Source organism: Komagataeibacter rhaeticus, assembly GCF_011611525.1.
GTDB classification, from domain to species: Bacteria; Pseudomonadota; Alphaproteobacteria; order Acetobacterales; family Acetobacteraceae; genus Komagataeibacter; species Komagataeibacter rhaeticus.
Genome location: NZ_CP050139.1, coordinates 952815 through 967993 on the forward strand (window position 1 = coordinate 952815; position 15179 = coordinate 967993).

The following is a 15179-nucleotide window of genomic DNA, read 5'->3' on the forward strand; positions in this document are numbered from 1 at the left end:
TCGAGCCAGACCGAATGGTGGCCGAGCGTGATACGGAAGCAGTTTTCATTCTGGGTTCTATTGGCATATCGGACATAATCTTCAAGGAGTTCTGTGCAGCAGTGGCCCATACCTGTCACTTGAACAAGGTTTCCGGAAATCCCGTTTCGTTTTCAGAAAAACTACCAAATTTGACAGCAAGAATAGGCAAAACAAACAGGTTAAGTATCATTGATGTCATGAGCCCTCCAAGAATGACAGCTGCCATAGGTCCTTCGATTTCCCGCCCAGGCGCATTCATATCAACAGCCAGAGGCGCCAGTCCAAGCGCCGTAACGAGCGATGTCATGAGTACGGGGACGACGCGGTCTCTGGCCCCCCGGAGCGCTGTTGTTACTCCCCATGTGAGATGTTCCCGCTCGACCAAAGTCTCAAAATGCGAAATCATCATCACCGAATTCCGAAGCGTAATCCCGAATAGAGTAACGAAGCCGACTGTTGCCCCAAGAGTTAGCGTTGTGCCGGAAACAATGATTGCCAGAATGCCGCCGACAAATGCGAAGGGAAGATTGACGAGTATCAGAGCGAGATTGCGCCATCCTTGTGTGATTATTGAGAGCAGAATCATGACCGCTATGGCAGCGAGCCCGGAATTTATAAACAGTTCCTTGCGTGATTGTGATTCAGCTTCCGCTGCGGATGTAAACTGAACGTAGGTTCCAAGAGGCAGTTTGATATTTTTTGCTATAGCCGTGCGTGCGTCCTGAACGAAAGATTGAGCTGATCGTCCTGTAACATTTGCGGTGACAGTCTGTGTTCTCTGTGCTCCCAGATGTGACACCTGATAGCGACCGTTCGTCTCATATATGTCTGCGACAGCGCGGAGTGGTACGTAGTTTCCGTGAACAGTATGCAGTGGCAGGAAGCCGACAGACGCAACATCATTACGACTTGCGTCATCAAGACGAACCATAACATTAAAAGCCGCAGAACGCTCGTATATCTGCCCCACGGTTTCACCCTGCCAGGCTGTATGGATGGATCGGAGTACATCCGCCGACCGAAGCCCCCAGCGCTCCAGATCAGCAGGGCGTAGCCGAATAGCAAGTTCCGGAACACCAGGGGGTGCTTCTATCCGGACATCTGTTGCGCCATGTATCTGATGCAACATGCGGACAATATTATTTGCCTGGATATCCAATACATCCAGATCATCGCCAATAATATTGATTGCCACAGCCGAAGACGAACCAGAAAGGGTTTCGTTTACGCGCATCGTCAAAAAACTACTGACAGAAAAACTGGCCCCAACGAACCCGTCAAGCGCTTTGCGAACGCGGGCATCAATCTGTCGGGAAGCCTTCCCATCCACCTGATTCAAATCAACCTCAAACTCGCTGGTATGTGGTCCATACGTGTCCTCATCCAGCGAGGCGCGTCCGACTCTCTGAGCAACCGAACGGATTTCGGGAAGCTGACGAAGTTTTTCTGTAACCTGTCTACCTAATTTCAGAGACTGTTCCAGGGAAGTCCCCGGAGCAGCCGTCATATGAATGATAAGGTGACCTTCCTTGAAATCAGGAATGAAATCGCTTTCAAGGAATGGAAGGGCCGCAAACCCTATCAAGGTGGTCAGGATCATCCCGCCTATAACAAATCGGGGATGGCGCATTAATCTGGCCAGAAGACATTCATAAGCTCTGGCGGTCCATCCTGCCAGGGGGGGCTCTCTCCGGGTTTCTCCAGGCGTCGCCAAGAGCCATGCGCAGAGTGCAGGTACAACGGTTACAGCAGCGGCAAGAGAAGCCATGACCGCAAGAACATAAGCTGTTGCCAGTGGAGCAAACAGTCGTCCCGAAAGTCCGGGAAGGGCGATGACAGGCAAGAAAACGATAATGACAGCAAAGGTCGCGTAAACCACTGCACTGCGGACTTCAACGCATGCATCGAGTACGACGCGCGCTGTAGATGCGGGCTGGACCAGAAGCCGGTTTTCACGCAATCGGCGTGTAACATTTTCGACCCCGATCACGGCGTCATCCACGACCTCGCCGATGGCGATAGCAAGCCCCCCCAGGGTCATGGCATTCAAAGTAACCCCGAGTGTCTCCAGCAACGACAGGGCTATCAGAATAGCCAAAGGTATGGTGGCGCAACAGATTGCAGCGGTTCGCAGGTCAAAAAGGAAAAGAAAGATTACGGCAACCACTAGAAAACCGCCCAGAAGCAATGCTCGTGTGGCATTCCCCAATGCGGTCGTAATGAAATTGGCGGGTCGGAACAGGTCAGCATGCAATGTAATCCCCTGTCCCTGCAATTGCGGGCGGAAATCGGTAAGTGCCGCCTCGATTTCCCGGGTCACAGCCATCGTATTGGCACCGTACTGTTCCCATATATTAACCACAATGCCTGTCTTTCCCTCGATACTGGCCGCGCCGAAGGCGGGAATAGGGGCTTCAGTTACAGTGGCAATACTGCCCAGTGTGACAGCACCATTATCAGAGCGGACAATCACAGTGCGGGCCAGACTTTCTGGCGTCAGGGCCTGACCGTCAGACTGAAGAACGACTCTTTGGTTCGGGGTATCAATAAAGCCGGCCCCCTGTATGCCAGTTGCTTCCTGGGCAGCCGCAAGGACGTCATCAAGTCCGATATGATGCAAGATGAGTTGGTCTGGATGTACCTGTATCTGGAGTGACCGACGCTCCCCGCCAAACACACTGACTCCAGCCACACCAGGCAACGCCAGCAGACGCGGCCTTAATGACCAGTCAGTAAGCGTGCGCAACTGCATGAGGGACTGTTGTTCCGACGTCAGACCAATCACCAGTACCAGACCGGCGGATGAGGTCAGTGGCGTCATAGTCGGAGCATGAACACCGGCTGGCAATTGCTGTGCAACAACATTCATTTGTTCCCCGACCAGTTGCCGGGCGCGATAAATATCGGTCGATGTCGCAAACAGGACGTTGACGACTGACAGTCCCTGAATCGAAGTCGATTGCACGCGCTGAATACCCGGGAGGCCGGTCAGGGCAATTTCCATTGGGCGACTAACCAATGTTTCGACCTGTTCCGGCGTAAAACCAGCGGCTTCGGTCTGGATCGTGACCCGTGGCGGAATGAATTCCGGAAACACATCATAGCTGGCATGTCTCAAGCCATACAGGCCATAGAAGAACAACAGACATGCGGTTGCGATAACCACGCCCCGGAAGCGGATCGAAAACCCGATAATAGCTGCCTGAAGGCTGAAAGAACGTCCCGTCATCAGTCGTCATCGTCTCCTGATTCAAGCTGAGCTCGGAATTCTTCAGACAGAAGTAATTGCGTACCCTCTACGACGATTTGCGTTTCGTGTGTGATTTGTCCTGGAGTATCTTGGATCAGGTAGCCACCTTCTCGGTCCGGCACGTCGGTCGTAAGGGGTAGGCGTGTAAATTTTCCGTGTCCGTTATCACGGTATATCCACGACTTACCTTGCAGCCAGATAATAGCTGATGCAGGTATCCGGATACCGGGACGTTCCTCTTCGGTAGGCAGGAGAACGGAAACATTCATGCCCGCGACAAGCTGACTTTCAGCCGACGCAAAATAGAAAAAGCTACGCCCCTGAATAGCAGGATCGGTCATGGTTACAGGAGACAAATAGTGGAGCATTGTCCCGTGTCCACCCGTGTTTCCATAATCGGTCACATCCGCCTGACTTGGTGGGGTTGGTAGATCCGTATCTGGTGGAAGGGTCACCTTGACCAAGACCACTTGTTGTTGAAGTAACTGTGTAATGAAAATTGTATTTTTTTCGGTAGCGTCAGATATGACCGAACCAAATTGCTGTCTGATAATATTAAGTGCGTTATTCACCCGGACCTGTTCTGCTTTTACCATAGCTGAGTTGGACTGAAATCTGGCTGTTGTCTCCTGGAATTGTTCCTGAGAGATATTCTGCCGGTCGCGATACAGTCCTTTGTCACGATCGAGTTTCGCACGGGCAAGCGTCTGCTGTGCCTGCATGCTCTCCAGCCGCGCTTTCATGTCAGCATAATCACTAACAAGAGTGATAAGTTGTGTTGCGTTCAGAACGTAACCATAGGCGGGAACCAACTTTCTCCAAGGCACGATGCTGGGTCGTGCAGAAGCGATGCCACTCTTCGTAACTGCTTCCGGGGAGACCGTCACGGTCGCCTCTTCGCCAAGAACCGAAACTGGTGGATCATCATCATCTGCAATAGCAATGTCCGCCACGTTTAGAACTAGGAAGACAGAAAGACCTACAAGAGGCAGCCAGAAGGCCCTCGCTTTCATGGTGAGTTCCTTTGGTTATTTTCAAGCAGGCCGGAAACCTGCGCGGCACTGGTGTGATCAAAAATGGGCTGCTGCATGCCATCTTCGATCTGACCTATGGCTTGCCGTTGCTGAATTTCTGCTTCAAGAAGAGCGGTCTCTGCTTGAATCTGCTCTATATGAGTCATAACCATCGTTGGTCGGTCGATTGCGCCTGACTGAAGGCGGTGCTGCATCTGGTTCAGCCTTACCCGTACGGTTTTGGCAAGTTCATCCGCCTGTAGCAGAATTGATGTCGTGCCGCGGTAATTGGCCGTAGCCTGCGAGATGGACTTAAACACCGTGTTCTCTGCACGCCGGAGACGAGCCGCCGCCTCATGCTCCTGCCCAACAGCTTCAGCTATGGGGCCTTCGTTCTGATTGAAAATCGGAATTTGCAGAGAGGGATTTACCTCAAAGCGATTTGAAATATCCCAGTTATAGGCGGGACTGATGGTGACATCGGGATAGCGTCGGGAAACTTCGACCCGTAGAGCCTGTCGGGCGGCGTCATAAGACGCAAGAAGTTCCCGCAGATCCGCGCGTTGCATTACGGCTTGGTATCTCATGTCCTGTGAATCGCGGTATTCCATGAGGTCGGGACAGACATCAAATGCTTTTGTATCAAGAGCAATGGAATCAAGTGCTTCGGCAGGAACCCCGATTGCTCCTGCCAGAGCTGCCTTACGGACGGCATACTCGCGCCGCAGATCACTGACAGACAACTCGGCATGGATCATTTCCGTCCGTACCTGCGATATTTCGAGAGCGGATGCTCGCCCCTGATCAAAACGTGCCTGTTCCAGGGTAAAGAGTTCGCGTTTAGCTGCCGCAGTCTCTTCCACAAGCTTGAGGCGCCCGGATACAGCCCAGACGCCGAGAAGAGCAGACCGCGTGTCGCTGCGTAGTTTCCATGCAGTATTGATGACTTCCCATTGCGCGACGGCAGCCCGATATCTGGCTTCTTTGATACGGTGATAACGCCTGCCGAAAAATTCGATCAGTATTGACGCGCCGTAGCCGACGTAATGAGCCGATGGGCCACCCAGCACCGTGAAACTGGGATTGGGCAGTTGACCGGCTGTCTTGATTCCAGCGCGAGCCGTTTCCAGTTCAGCTTTAGCTACAAGGATATCGGGATGAAAATACAAGGTAGCAAGCGTCAGGCGAGTGATGCCCCATGCGTTTTCCTGACTCGATACGTTTGGTCCGAGAACTTTTGTAATGAATTCTTGCAATCCGGCATCCGTAAATTGACGGCTGGAAAATTTCTGGACATCTGATTCCGGCGAAATATTTGAGTGATCACTATTTGTACAGCCACAGAGCAGGGGAAAAATCAGGAGAATGAATGCCGCATTATAGCGTGTGCGTCTCCTTACCTGCTTAATATATTCTAGAGTATTATATGATTTATACATTGATATGTCGTGATATATCTGATTTGTTATCTGTTAGTTCTACTCTCGATTGTCGCATAATCTGCACACCTCCACTAATACCAAGCATCGCAAGGATGGCAGCTACCGCAATATCCGGCCACGCAGAACGAGTGCCAAACACGCCCAGAGCTGCCAGCACAACGGCAACATTTCCGATCGCATCATTACGAGAGCAGATCCATACAGAACGGCGGTTGGCATCACCTTTCCGGTGTGTCCATAATATGAGGGCACAGGCCAGATTGACCGCGAGGGCAAGCAGACCAATGCCGCCCATTGCGTCTGGGTGAGGCGGATGGTTGCTGTTCATTACTATCCACCCAGCATTGGCCATTACCCATAGCCCAGCCATGAACAGGGTCAGGCCTTTCAGAAAGGCCGCGCCAGCTCGCCATCGCAATGCCATTCCGGCAACACTGAGGCTTATTGCGTAGTTGGCGCTGTCGCCAAGGAAATCAATCGCGTCCGCCTGTACGGATGCAGATCCAACCGACACGCCAGCCCCAGCTTCAACGGCAAACATGCTGGCATTGAGAAAAAGCGCGATCAGGAGCGCTCTCCGCCATGATTTATTGATTGGTAGCGGCGTATCTGTGCATCCACCACAGCATCCTCCTGCCATCCAGCGCCTCCCTGACGAATCATCTGTTTTAATGTATGCTCCCTGTAGCAACTACAGGGTCAAGAGGCAGGGAATGCGATCGATTGGTGCCTTGGGGAAGGCGACGAATACCAAAGTCGAGACGATCCGCTATTACGAACGGATCGGTCTTCTGGCTCCGCCACAGCGGACCGATGGCAATTATCGCACTTATGATGATGAGGCACTCGCGAGACTGTCTTTTATTCGTCGATCTCGGGATCTGGGTTTTTCATTAGACCAGGTAAGAGCTCTATTATCCCTAACGGATCAGGGAACCCAGGATTGTAAGACAGTTGATAGAATTGCTCGTGACCATATGGCAGAAATTGAGCGCAAAATTGCGGATCTCATCGCATTGCGCCATGAACTTTCTACGATGATAGAATCATGCGGGGGAGGTAATATTTCAGAATGCCGAATTATTGAAGCACTTTCTCCGTTTGATAATTAGTTCTCCTGACTTTTTTCGCAGCCAGTCGATTCTGCATTTGACGGAAGATTACCCGAAATAGTTATGCGGCCTCATCCTCACGTGTCAGAATCTGAAAAATCCTCATGGAAAATTCAAGGACTATACGTGCTCCCATGGTGGCAGTTTATGATCAGGCCAGTTCTGAAGCAGACATTCGGCTTCCCCCCCTAGTCCGCCTGTCTGCTCAGTGATGTAGGAGCAGACAGGCGGCAGTCGCCGTCATGTCGGTCGTAAAGAGAGTCGCTCAAGGTTTTGGTAAGCGGACATCCTGTGTCGGTGATGCAAGCCAGTCCGTGAGTTGCCGGATCATGGATCGCGCGACACGGCCCGCCCCCAGGAGGGTTGCGGATGCGGGACCGCACCAAGAGCCATATCCCAGCAGCCACAGGCGTGGCTCCCTGATGGCCTGCTGCCCGTTCACGTGGATCAGCCCGTCCGGCTCGATCACGTCGAGTGGTGCAAATGCAGAGAGCGCGGGACGGAAGCCTGTACACCAGATGATCGCGTCAATGGCTTCTTCCTGTCCGCCGGGCCAGACGACGCCCGTAGCCGTCATGCGCACGAACGGGCGCACCGCGTGGAAGACACCGCGCTCCCGGGCGGCCCGTACGGGCGGCACCATGACGATATCGCCAAAGCCTCCTGTCGGCATGGCGCCGGCGTTGCCCAGGACACGTGCGGTCGCCCGTTCGAACAGAACCCGTCCATCCACATCGTCGGGCAGGAATACCGGATCCTGCAGCGTCACCCACGTTGCGTTCGCGAGCAGTGACACTTCCGCCAGAATCTGCGCCCCGGAGTTACCGCCACCGACCACGAGCACGCGCCGACCGGCAAAAGGTGCGGGGATCTGATAGTGCGCGGAATGGATCTGCGTCCCGCCAAAGAATTCATGCCCCGCGACATCAGGAATGAACGGGGCCGACCATGTGCCGGTCGCACCGATGACGGCGCGGCTCAGAAAATCGCCCGCGTTTGTGCGGATATTCAGGAATTTCCCACCGGCCCGTTCCACGCGCCCGACCGTTACAGGACGGCGGATCGGCGGGGTGTAGCGCGCCTCGTACCGGCGCAGGTAGTCCAGCACCTCGTCACGGGTCGGATAGCTGCCATCCGGTGTGTCTGGCATCGGCCAGCCGGGCAGCGAACTGTAGGACGCCGGCGAGAACAGATGCAGGGAGTCCCAGCCATGCACCCACGCCCCTCCCGCCTGTGCGCCGTTGTCCAGAATGACATAGGTCAGCCCGGCCCGGCGCAGGAAATAAGAGGCGGCGAGTGCTGCCTGACCACCCCCCACGATCACAACATCGAACTGTTCCGCCATTTCCCGGCTCACAGCTTTTCAGGCAGGCGGTGTTCTGATCTGCGCTCGCTGTAGCGATCGACAAGGTAGTCGGCCCGGTCCCGCAGCAGCCAAGTGAACTTCATCAACTCCTCCATGACGTCCACCATCCGGTCATAAAGGGGAGACGGTTTCATTCGGTCGTCGTCACCGAACTGGGTGTAGGCCATCGGCACGCTGGACTGGTTAGGGATGGTGAACATCCGCATCCATCGGCCCAGCACCCGCAGGGCGTTGACGGAATTGAAGCTCTGTGACCCGCCGGAGACCTGCATGACAGCCAGCGTGCGGCCCTGTGTGGGTCGGATCGAACCTTCCGTGAGGGGAAGCCAGTCGATCTGGTTCTTGAATACTGCCGTCATGTTGCCGTGGCGTTCGGGGCTGCACCAGACCTGGCCTTCCGACCAGATCGAGAGTTCACGCAGTTCCTGCACCTTCGGGTGCGTGGCCGGTACGGAATCCGCGATCGGAAGACCGGTTGGGTCGAACACCCGTGTCTCGGCCCCCAGTACGTTCAGGATGCGTTCGGCCTCCAGCACCAGCAGGCGGCTGAAGGACCGAGGACGCAGCGAGCCATACAGCAGCAGGATGCGTGGTGGGTGGTCAACCCGTGGTTGCGGTTCCAATCGTGCGAGATCGACCTGTTCGAGATACTCCGGGTGCAGGGCGGGCATTTCCGGTTTGGACATCGTTCCGTCAGATCCTTCGGTCTTGTCAGGGATGGCTGATCAGGGGCAGCCACAAGGCCAGTGCGGCAAGTGTGACCAGCAGGACGGGTGGCGTGATCACCAGACCCACCGTCATGTATTGCCCCCAAGTGACCCGATGGTTTTTGGATGCCAGCACATGCAGCCACAGCAGGGTGGCGAGACTGCCGATTGGCGTGAATTTCGGCCCGAGGTCACAGCCAATGACGTTGGCGTAAACCATCAGATCGCGGGTCAAAGGCGTAATGTCGTGCGCCTGCTGGATCGCCAGCGCGCCGATCAGAACGCTGGGCATGTTGTTCATAACCGACGACAGGGCTGCCGCCAGAAAGCCGGTGCCAAGCGTGGCGGTGAACGGACCCTGATGGCCAAGCCAGACCAGTGCCGCCGCCAGATGATCGGTCAGCCCGGCATTGCGCAGTCCGTAGACCACCAGATACATCCCCAGCGAGAAGATCACGATCTGCCACGGGGCGTCGCGCAGCACCCGACGGATGGGAATGACCCTTCCATATCCAGCAACTGCCAGCAGGGTAATGGCAGCCAGGCAAGCCACGATACAGACCGGAATATGAAATGGCGCGGTCAGGAAATAAGCCGCCAGCACCAGGGCCAGCAGCGGAAAAGCCGCGCGAAACACAAGGCGGTCACGAATGGCGGTGGCGGGTGCTGGCAGTTCGGCGACGGGATAGGTCTGGGGCACCTGCCGCCGATACCAGAGCCACAGCACGGCAAGTGTCGCGCCAAGGGCGGCCAGATCGACGGGGACCATGATCGCGGCGTAGCGGTCAAAGGGAATGTCGAAGAAATTGGCGCTGACGATGTTCACAAGATTGGAAATTACCAGCGGCAAGCTGGTTGTATCCGCGACAAAGCCGGTCGCGATAATAAAGGCGAGCGAAGCGGCGGGGCTCAGGCGAAGCTGGGTGAGGATGGCGATGACGATCGGTGTCAGCAGCAGGGCCGCGCCATCATTGGCGAACACGGCCGCGATGGCCGCCCCCAGCAGCACAATCAGCGGGAACAGCGTCCGGCCTCGCCCTTTGCCCCAGCGCACGACATGCAGGGCGGCCCAATGGAAGAACCCGGCCCCATCCAGGAGCAGCGAGATGATGATCAACGCGATAAAAGTAAAGGTCGCGTCCCAGACGATGTGCCACACGACAGGAATATCGTGCCAGTGGATGACACCGGTCGCCAGTGCCACGGCGGCACCGGCTATCGCACTCCAGCCGATGCCCAGACCCCGTGGCTGCCAGATGACGAAGACCAGTGTTGCAATGAAAATGGCAAGGGCCAGCATCAGACGATCCGTTTCCCGGCCTCATCCACGATCTTCTCGCCGTCCTCCTTGGCGAAAGCACCCTTCTGTGGCGTGGGTAGAATGTCCAGAACCACCTCGGAGGGACGGCAGAGTTTCACGCCAAGCGGTGTGACAACGATGGGCCGGTTGATCAGGATCGGGTGTGCGATCATGGCGTCGATCAGCGTATCATCGCTCAGGGCCGGATTATCGAGGCCGAGTTCATGAAAGGGCGTGCCCTTTTCCCGCAGGACCGTGCGCACCGGAACCCCCATACGGGCGATCAGATCGACCAGTTCCGCACGGCTGGGTGGCGTTTTCAGATATTCGATGATCGCGGGCGCGATTCCCGCATTGCGGATCAGTGCCAGCACGTTGCGCGACGTGCCGCAGGCCGGATTGTGGTAGATGGTGACGGTCATGGGCAGGATTCCGGGGACGGACAGCTGGAGGACAGGTTTGCGATCAGGGGCGCGCAGAGTTCTGGGCTGCCCGCACAGCAGTCCCTGACGAGGAAAAGCATCAGGCCCCGCAGGCTCGGAAGACAGGCGCGATAGACGATCAGCCGGCTGTGGCGCTGCGAGGTCAGCAGGCCCGCGCGTGTCAGGGTGGCAAGATGGGCCGAGATCGTGTTCTGCGGGACATCAAGGTGCCGCGCGACGTCCCCGGCGGGCAGCCCGTCCGGTTCGTGGCGCACCAGCAGGCGGAAGATCTCCAGCCGCGTGGACTGGGACAGGGCGTTGAGGGCCGAGAGTGCGGATTCTGTATCCATAAATCGACGATCACGGATATATGGGATGAAGTCAAGACCACCCAGGACATGCCTCGTTCAGAGCTTGGAACGCGGCGTCACACGCCGAACAGGCGGCCGATCCCGCCCGTGACGATCATTGCCACAATACCCCAGAACGTCACACGCAGTGCTGGGCGCAGAGGCGCTGCGCCGCCGGCAATCGCGCCAACGACCCCCAGAACAGCGAGAAGCACGACGGACGTCAAGGACACGCCCCAGGATACCCACGCCACGGGGGCCAGAACAGCTGCCAGCACGGGCAGTAATGCTCCGGATGAAAAGGCGGTTGCCGAGGCGAATGCCGCCTGTATGGGTCGTGCCGCCGTGGCCTCGGACAAACCCAGTTCATCCCTTGCATGGGCACCGAGCGCATCATGCTTCATGAGGGCAACGGCGACCTTGCGCGAGAGGTCTTCATCCAGCCCTCTCTTCTGATAAATCCCGGCCAGTTCGGTGACTTCGCCCTCCCAGTCCGTGACCAGTTCCTGTTTCTCGCGGGCGATGTCGGCGTGTTCAGAATCGGCCTGGGAACTGACCGAGACATACTCGCCCGCCGCCATGGAGAGGGCGCCTGCGACAAGTGCGGACAAACCCGCGATGAGAATGCTGCCGCGTGTCGCATGAGAACTGGCAACGCCGACGATGAGGCTGCCGGTCGACAGCGTTCCGTCATTGGCGCCGAGAACAGCCGCACGCAGCCATCCCAGTTTCTCGACGGCATGACGTTCGGCCAAAGGATGGAGGCGCGACATAAGATGACCTGCTGCTTCTGGTGAATACAAATAAAGGTTAAAATGCATCATTTGCCGCGACAACAGATATTTCATTCTGATATTGCGAGTTATTTTCAATATTATTTATGTTTTAGGAAAATCTGTTCTGTTCAGAATCCTGTCAGGTAAGCATGATACGGAAGTGGATTCAGGGTTCTTTTTTGCCGAGACGTATATGCCTTATTCAACGCCGGACATCACGGATAGCCTGCTGCGTTACGACAGGCCGACGATCATCTTTCACTGGATGACGGCCTTTCTGGTGCTGCTTCAGTTTGCTCTTGGCGAAACCTGGAACTGGCCAACAAAACCCGTCCATCATCTGATGGTGGTCGCGCATCTGACAGCCGGCATCCTGCTGACCGCAATTATGGTGTTCCGCATTGTCTGGCGTCTGACGAAAGGCCGGCATCTGTCGGACCTTCTCGTGCCTGTGGACCGGGTATTCGCCCTTGGAGCAGAGTACACGCTCTATGTGCTGCTTCTGGCGGAAATCTTGCTGGGCTATCTCTGGCGATGGGGTGCCGGGCAGACGATGAGTTTTTTCGGCCTCCTGATTCCATCCCCGTTCGCGCGGTTCCCGGCGGAAACCGTGACGTGGTTTCAGACGCTACATTACTGGAACGCCTGGTTGATTATGGGTCTTGCGACAGGCCATGGCGCGGCGGCGCTTTTTCATCAGTTTGTCCTGAAAGACAAAGTGCTTGGACGCATGCTGCCGCGGGGTTCCTCACTCAGTCAGTGATTGCGATCGGGAACCTATCTGATTTTCATGATTGGGCAGCATCGTGATGCTGGATTGCCAACAACGTCAGCTTTTTTCGGCTTCCGTTGTACAACAGATGTTCCGCTGTCCCCCCCCCCCTAAACTGCCTATCCGCTCAAGGAAAGTGAAGCAAACAGGCGGCAGCCGCCTACATGGCGGACATGCGACATAGCGATTTGATTTCCGCATAGCGGACAGCCAAGAAATGTCCATTAAACGGTAGTTTTCTAGACATGCTGAAAATTCCCATATTGGGCTATCGCAACCATAATTGTTCCGTTAACATTGGCGTCAGTTTTTCAACGTCCCGGTTGTGTCAATGAATCAGAGGATCGGCTACGCGCGGGTTTCCACGGAGGACCAGCATTTAGACCTGCAGCGTGATGCGCTTCAGCAGGCTGGTTGCCGTGTCATCTATGAAGAGGCGGCGATTGGCAAGAACGCTGTGCGCTTGGAGCTGGAGCAATGCCGGAAGGCGCTGCGCAGCGGTGATACGCTGGTGGTGTGGCGGTTGGATCGACTTGGGCGTAGCTTGCCTGATCTTGTGCAAATCGTGGCCGAGTTGGAATGTTTGGGAATTGGTTTCGAGAGCTTAACCGAGAAAATCGAAACGAACAGTGCGGCGGGCAAGTTGGTTTTTCACGTCTTCGCGGCCCTTGCGGAGTTTGAGCGTAGCCTGATCCGTGAACGCACTCACGCAGGGCTCGCTGCGGCACGTGCCAGAGGGCGTTCAGGTGGTCGGAAACCCAAGTTGGGGGAGAAGCAGGTGCGCGAGATTAAAGCTCTCTTGCGCGACCCAGAGATTCAGGTGGCGGCGGTGGCGCGGCAGTATGGTATTTCGAGAACTACTTTGTACAAGCACGTAGGGGCTGTGCTGCCGAAGAAATCGCGTAATGCAGATTTTTAAATTCCCCACATGTACGAATTATTTTGATCTGCCGAATGTAGGCAAAACAGCAATAGCAGGGGTGCGACCCGCATTCCGTTCATTCATAAAAACTAACTACGGAATTTGATGTAATGCTCGGTCTTACGCTCAGAGAAGAATTTAGAGGCAAGCGCCTCAAAGGCACAGCTATCGAGCTGTCTAACGACCAGCAAACCGGCGCGACTCAAATTGCCGCCAAACAGTTTTTGGAAATTACTTATCCCACGCATGATTTGCTAAAAGGCATTGAGGCCGTTGGTCCTAATAAAGGTCGGCCTGTAGTCGTGATCGGCGAACGTGGCCTCGGTAAATCGCACTTGATGGCCGCGCTCTATCACGCGGTGACGGATCCGTCTTCGACCAGATCATGGCTCAACGCATGGGCAACTATCAATCTGCAGTTCGCACGCGTTTTGTTCAATTTCGACCTGCCGTGGAATCCGATGGATATGGAGCAACGCATCGGGCGCATCCATCGTTACGGCCAGAGCCATACCGCGCAGGTCTACAACTTGGTGCTGTCGGATACTATCGAAGGTCGCATCTTCCTATTGCTTGACGAGAAACTGATCGAGATCGCGCGTACCGTCGGTAAGGTGGATGAGCATGGCAATGTGGCCGAAGACTTACGTGCGCAGATTCTTGGTCAGTTATCAGAACGATTGAATTACGACCGTCTGTATCAGGAGGCGCTTTCCGACCCCGAATTAAAGCGAACACAGGTGGAATTAGAGGCTGCACTATCGAACTCCCGAGAGGCACGGCAGGTGGTGTTCGACTTGTTCCAAGACCTGGATGGTTTCAGTCTTGACGATTACAAACCTTTCTCTGACGTATCATCCAGCTTAGATCGTCTGGTTCATTTTCTGTCGGCGGCGGTCGTGGATCGTAAGCAGAAACTGATCAAGGTGAACGACGCGACATACGACCTCGTCAATGTCGATGGCGCCCCTAGCATTCAATTTACTCTGAGCCGCGAAGCTGCGACCAATCAGGATAATCTGCAACTGATGGGCTTGGATCATTCGTTGGTACAGGAGGAATTGACTCGCTGGCGTGGCCTGGCGCCAGAGGAAGTCGGTATTGCCGTGTTCGGCGACGTAGAAGAGCCGGTGCTGTTGTCTATATGGGTGGTTGAAGTATCTTCCGATAAGGGCGAGCGCCGCGTAATGATGCTGCCCATTGCCGTCAAACAAGACGGGACGCGTGTTCCAGCGGTCGAGCGTCTTTGTGAAACATACCTACAAGCATCCCCGACGACGCCTATCTTTCTGCCCGATCAGCGGAACGATCTGTTTACTCACATGGTAGAGCCAACCCTGCAACGGGAGCTGAGACATAGGGGGGATGCGAATGGCAACAAAAGTTATTCGGCAGAGTTAGTAGGTTACGTCGAAATCTCTAAGCAGGTAGGTTGAGACACCATAATTACATCATGATGGATGCCCAGTGTTGCTGGTTTCACCGTGTGCAGTCGTGATCGTACGTGTCAAAGCCTCTAATACTGCAATGGTATATGAAATCTGTCTTCTATCATAGCGTATGATTTTAAAGGTTATTTTGTTCTTATTAACAATCGATTGGGAAATAAATAAAGGCCACCAGACCCCGGCGGGGGTCTCTCTCTGCCCCTTCTAAGGTCATATTTTTTACTGAGAACAATCGAAAACCGACGTCAGTCCGAATGAATGTCCGCTGTTTTAATTTC

14 protein-coding genes are annotated in these 15179 nt (G+C 55.2%); 4 read left to right on the forward strand and 10 right to left on the reverse strand.

What is annotated here, in order from left to right:
• Window positions 1–115: 115 nt before the first annotated feature.
• The 4 genes from GWK63_RS04440 to GWK63_RS04455 are packed head-to-tail and all read right to left on the reverse strand — an operon-like array spanning window position 116 to window position 6366.
• On the reverse strand, window positions 116–3250 hold the full coding sequence (locus GWK63_RS04440) for an efflux RND transporter permease subunit (RefSeq protein WP_112210252.1): 3135 nt from the start codon (window positions 3248–3250) through the stop codon (window positions 116–118).
• The gene (locus GWK63_RS04445) at window positions 3250–4284 is read right to left on the reverse strand and encodes an efflux RND transporter periplasmic adaptor subunit (RefSeq protein WP_034932598.1); all 1035 of its coding nucleotides are present in this window, start codon (window positions 4282–4284) and stop codon (window positions 3250–3252) included. Before GWK63_RS04445 ends, GWK63_RS04440 begins: the two co-directional genes overlap by 1 nt.
• Window positions 4281–5723: a TolC family protein gene (locus GWK63_RS04450; RefSeq protein ID WP_019088956.1), complete on the reverse strand. Its 1443-nt coding sequence runs from the start codon at window positions 5721–5723 to the stop codon at window positions 4281–4283. The genes GWK63_RS04445 and GWK63_RS04450 overlap by 4 nt, the downstream gene beginning before the upstream one ends.
• A complete protein-coding gene (locus GWK63_RS04455; protein WP_010516881.1) occupies window positions 5716–6366 on the reverse strand; it encodes a cation transporter in 651 nt (216 codons plus the stop codon). The genes GWK63_RS04450 and GWK63_RS04455 overlap by 8 nt, the downstream gene beginning before the upstream one ends.
• Window positions 6367–6439: 73 nt before the next feature.
• On the opposite strand from GWK63_RS04455, the gene GWK63_RS04460 reads away from it, so the two are divergent.
• On the forward strand, window positions 6440–6838 hold the full coding sequence (locus tag GWK63_RS04460; RefSeq protein ID WP_003618791.1) for a MerR family transcriptional regulator: 399 nt from the start codon (window positions 6440–6442) through the stop codon (window positions 6836–6838).
• 265 nt (window positions 6839–7103) lie between these two features.
• Here the strand turns inward: GWK63_RS04460 and GWK63_RS04465 are convergent, their stop codons facing one another.
• The 6 genes from GWK63_RS04465 to GWK63_RS04490 all read right to left on the reverse strand — a co-directional run bounded on the left by GWK63_RS04465 (window position 7104) and on the right by GWK63_RS04490 (window position 11756).
• Window positions 7104–8183: an ArsO family NAD(P)H-dependent flavin-containing monooxygenase gene (locus GWK63_RS04465; protein ID WP_034927498.1), complete on the reverse strand. Its 1080-nt coding sequence runs from the start codon at window positions 8181–8183 to the stop codon at window positions 7104–7106.
• An 8-nt stretch (window positions 8184–8191) separates the two neighbouring features.
• Window positions 8192–8890 (reverse strand): arsenical resistance protein ArsH, encoded by a 699-nt coding sequence (arsH, locus tag GWK63_RS04470; RefSeq protein WP_034927494.1) that lies wholly within the window; start codon window positions 8888–8890, stop codon window positions 8192–8194.
• 25 nt (window positions 8891–8915) lie between these two features.
• The gene (locus tag GWK63_RS04475) at window positions 8916–10211 is read right to left on the reverse strand and encodes an arsenic transporter (RefSeq protein WP_034927490.1); all 1296 of its coding nucleotides are present in this window, start codon (window positions 10209–10211) and stop codon (window positions 8916–8918) included.
• On the reverse strand, window positions 10211–10633 hold the full coding sequence (gene arsC, locus GWK63_RS04480) for an arsenate reductase (glutaredoxin) (protein ID WP_034927487.1): 423 nt from the start codon (window positions 10631–10633) through the stop codon (window positions 10211–10213). Before arsC ends, GWK63_RS04475 begins: the two co-directional genes overlap by 1 nt.
• Entirely contained in the window at window positions 10630–10983 is a 354-nt protein-coding gene (locus GWK63_RS04485) for an ArsR/SmtB family transcription factor (RefSeq protein WP_034927484.1), read from the reverse strand. Before GWK63_RS04485 ends, arsC begins: the two co-directional genes overlap by 4 nt.
• A gap of 77 nt (window positions 10984–11060) precedes the next feature.
• A complete protein-coding gene (locus GWK63_RS04490) occupies window positions 11061–11756 on the reverse strand; it encodes a VIT1/CCC1 transporter family protein (RefSeq protein ID WP_034927481.1) in 696 nt (231 codons plus the stop codon).
• A 163-nt stretch (window positions 11757–11919) separates the two neighbouring features.
• Here GWK63_RS04490 and GWK63_RS04495 point away from each other — a divergent pair, with 163 nt between their 5' ends.
• The 3 genes from GWK63_RS04495 to GWK63_RS04510 all read left to right on the forward strand — a co-directional run bounded on the left by GWK63_RS04495 (window position 11920) and on the right by GWK63_RS04510 (window position 14889).
• On the forward strand, window positions 11920–12522 hold the full coding sequence (locus GWK63_RS04495) for a cytochrome b (RefSeq protein WP_223846630.1): 603 nt from the start codon (window positions 11920–11922) through the stop codon (window positions 12520–12522).
• 340 nt (window positions 12523–12862) lie between these two features.
• Entirely contained in the window at window positions 12863–13450 is a 588-nt protein-coding gene (locus tag GWK63_RS04500; protein WP_034927478.1) for a recombinase family protein, read from the forward strand.
• A 113-nt stretch (window positions 13451–13563) separates the two neighbouring features.
• The gene (locus GWK63_RS04510; RefSeq protein WP_197713591.1) at window positions 13564–14889 is read left to right on the forward strand and encodes a helicase-related protein; all 1326 of its coding nucleotides are present in this window, start codon (window positions 13564–13566) and stop codon (window positions 14887–14889) included.
• Window positions 14890–15179 lie beyond the last annotated feature (290 nt).

Bases quoted from the DNA above. Each gene is read 5' to 3' on its own strand.
- GWK63_RS04500 (WP_034927478.1), top strand. From the start codon at position 12,863: ATGAATCAGAGGATCGGCTACGCGCGGGTTTCCACGGAGGACCAGCAT.
- GWK63_RS04445 (WP_034932598.1), bottom strand. From the start codon at position 4,284: ATGAAAGCGAGGGCCTTCTGGCTGCCTCTTGTAGGTCTTTCTGTCTTC.
- GWK63_RS04455 (WP_010516881.1), bottom strand. From the start codon at position 6,366: ATGGCAGGAGGATGCTGTGGTGGATGCACAGATACGCCGCTACCAATC.
- GWK63_RS04485 (WP_034927484.1), bottom strand. From the start codon at position 10,983: ATGGATACAGAATCCGCACTCTCGGCCCTCAACGCCCTGTCCCAGTCC.
- GWK63_RS04510 (WP_197713591.1), top strand. From the start codon at position 13,564: ATGCTCGGTCTTACGCTCAGAGAAGAATTTAGAGGCAAGCGCCTCAAA.
- GWK63_RS04465 (WP_034927498.1), bottom strand. From the start codon at position 8,183: ATGGCGGAACAGTTCGATGTTGTGATCGTGGGGGGTGGTCAGGCAGCA.
- arsH (WP_034927494.1), bottom strand. From the start codon at position 8,890: ATGTCCAAACCGGAAATGCCCGCCCTGCACCCGGAGTATCTCGAACAG.
- arsC (WP_034927487.1), bottom strand. From the start codon at position 10,633: ATGACCGTCACCATCTACCACAATCCGGCCTGCGGCACGTCGCGCAAC.
- GWK63_RS04450 (WP_019088956.1), bottom strand. From the start codon at position 5,723: ATGTATAAATCATATAATACTCTAGAATATATTAAGCAGGTAAGGAGA.
- GWK63_RS04440 (WP_112210252.1), bottom strand. From the start codon at position 3,250: ATGACGGGACGTTCTTTCAGCCTTCAGGCAGCTATTATCGGGTTTTCG.
- GWK63_RS04460 (WP_003618791.1), top strand. From the start codon at position 6,440: ATGCGATCGATTGGTGCCTTGGGGAAGGCGACGAATACCAAAGTCGAG.
- GWK63_RS04490 (WP_034927481.1), bottom strand. From the start codon at position 11,756: ATGTCGCGCCTCCATCCTTTGGCCGAACGTCATGCCGTCGAGAAACTG.
- GWK63_RS04475 (WP_034927490.1), bottom strand. From the start codon at position 10,211: ATGCTGGCCCTTGCCATTTTCATTGCAACACTGGTCTTCGTCATCTGG.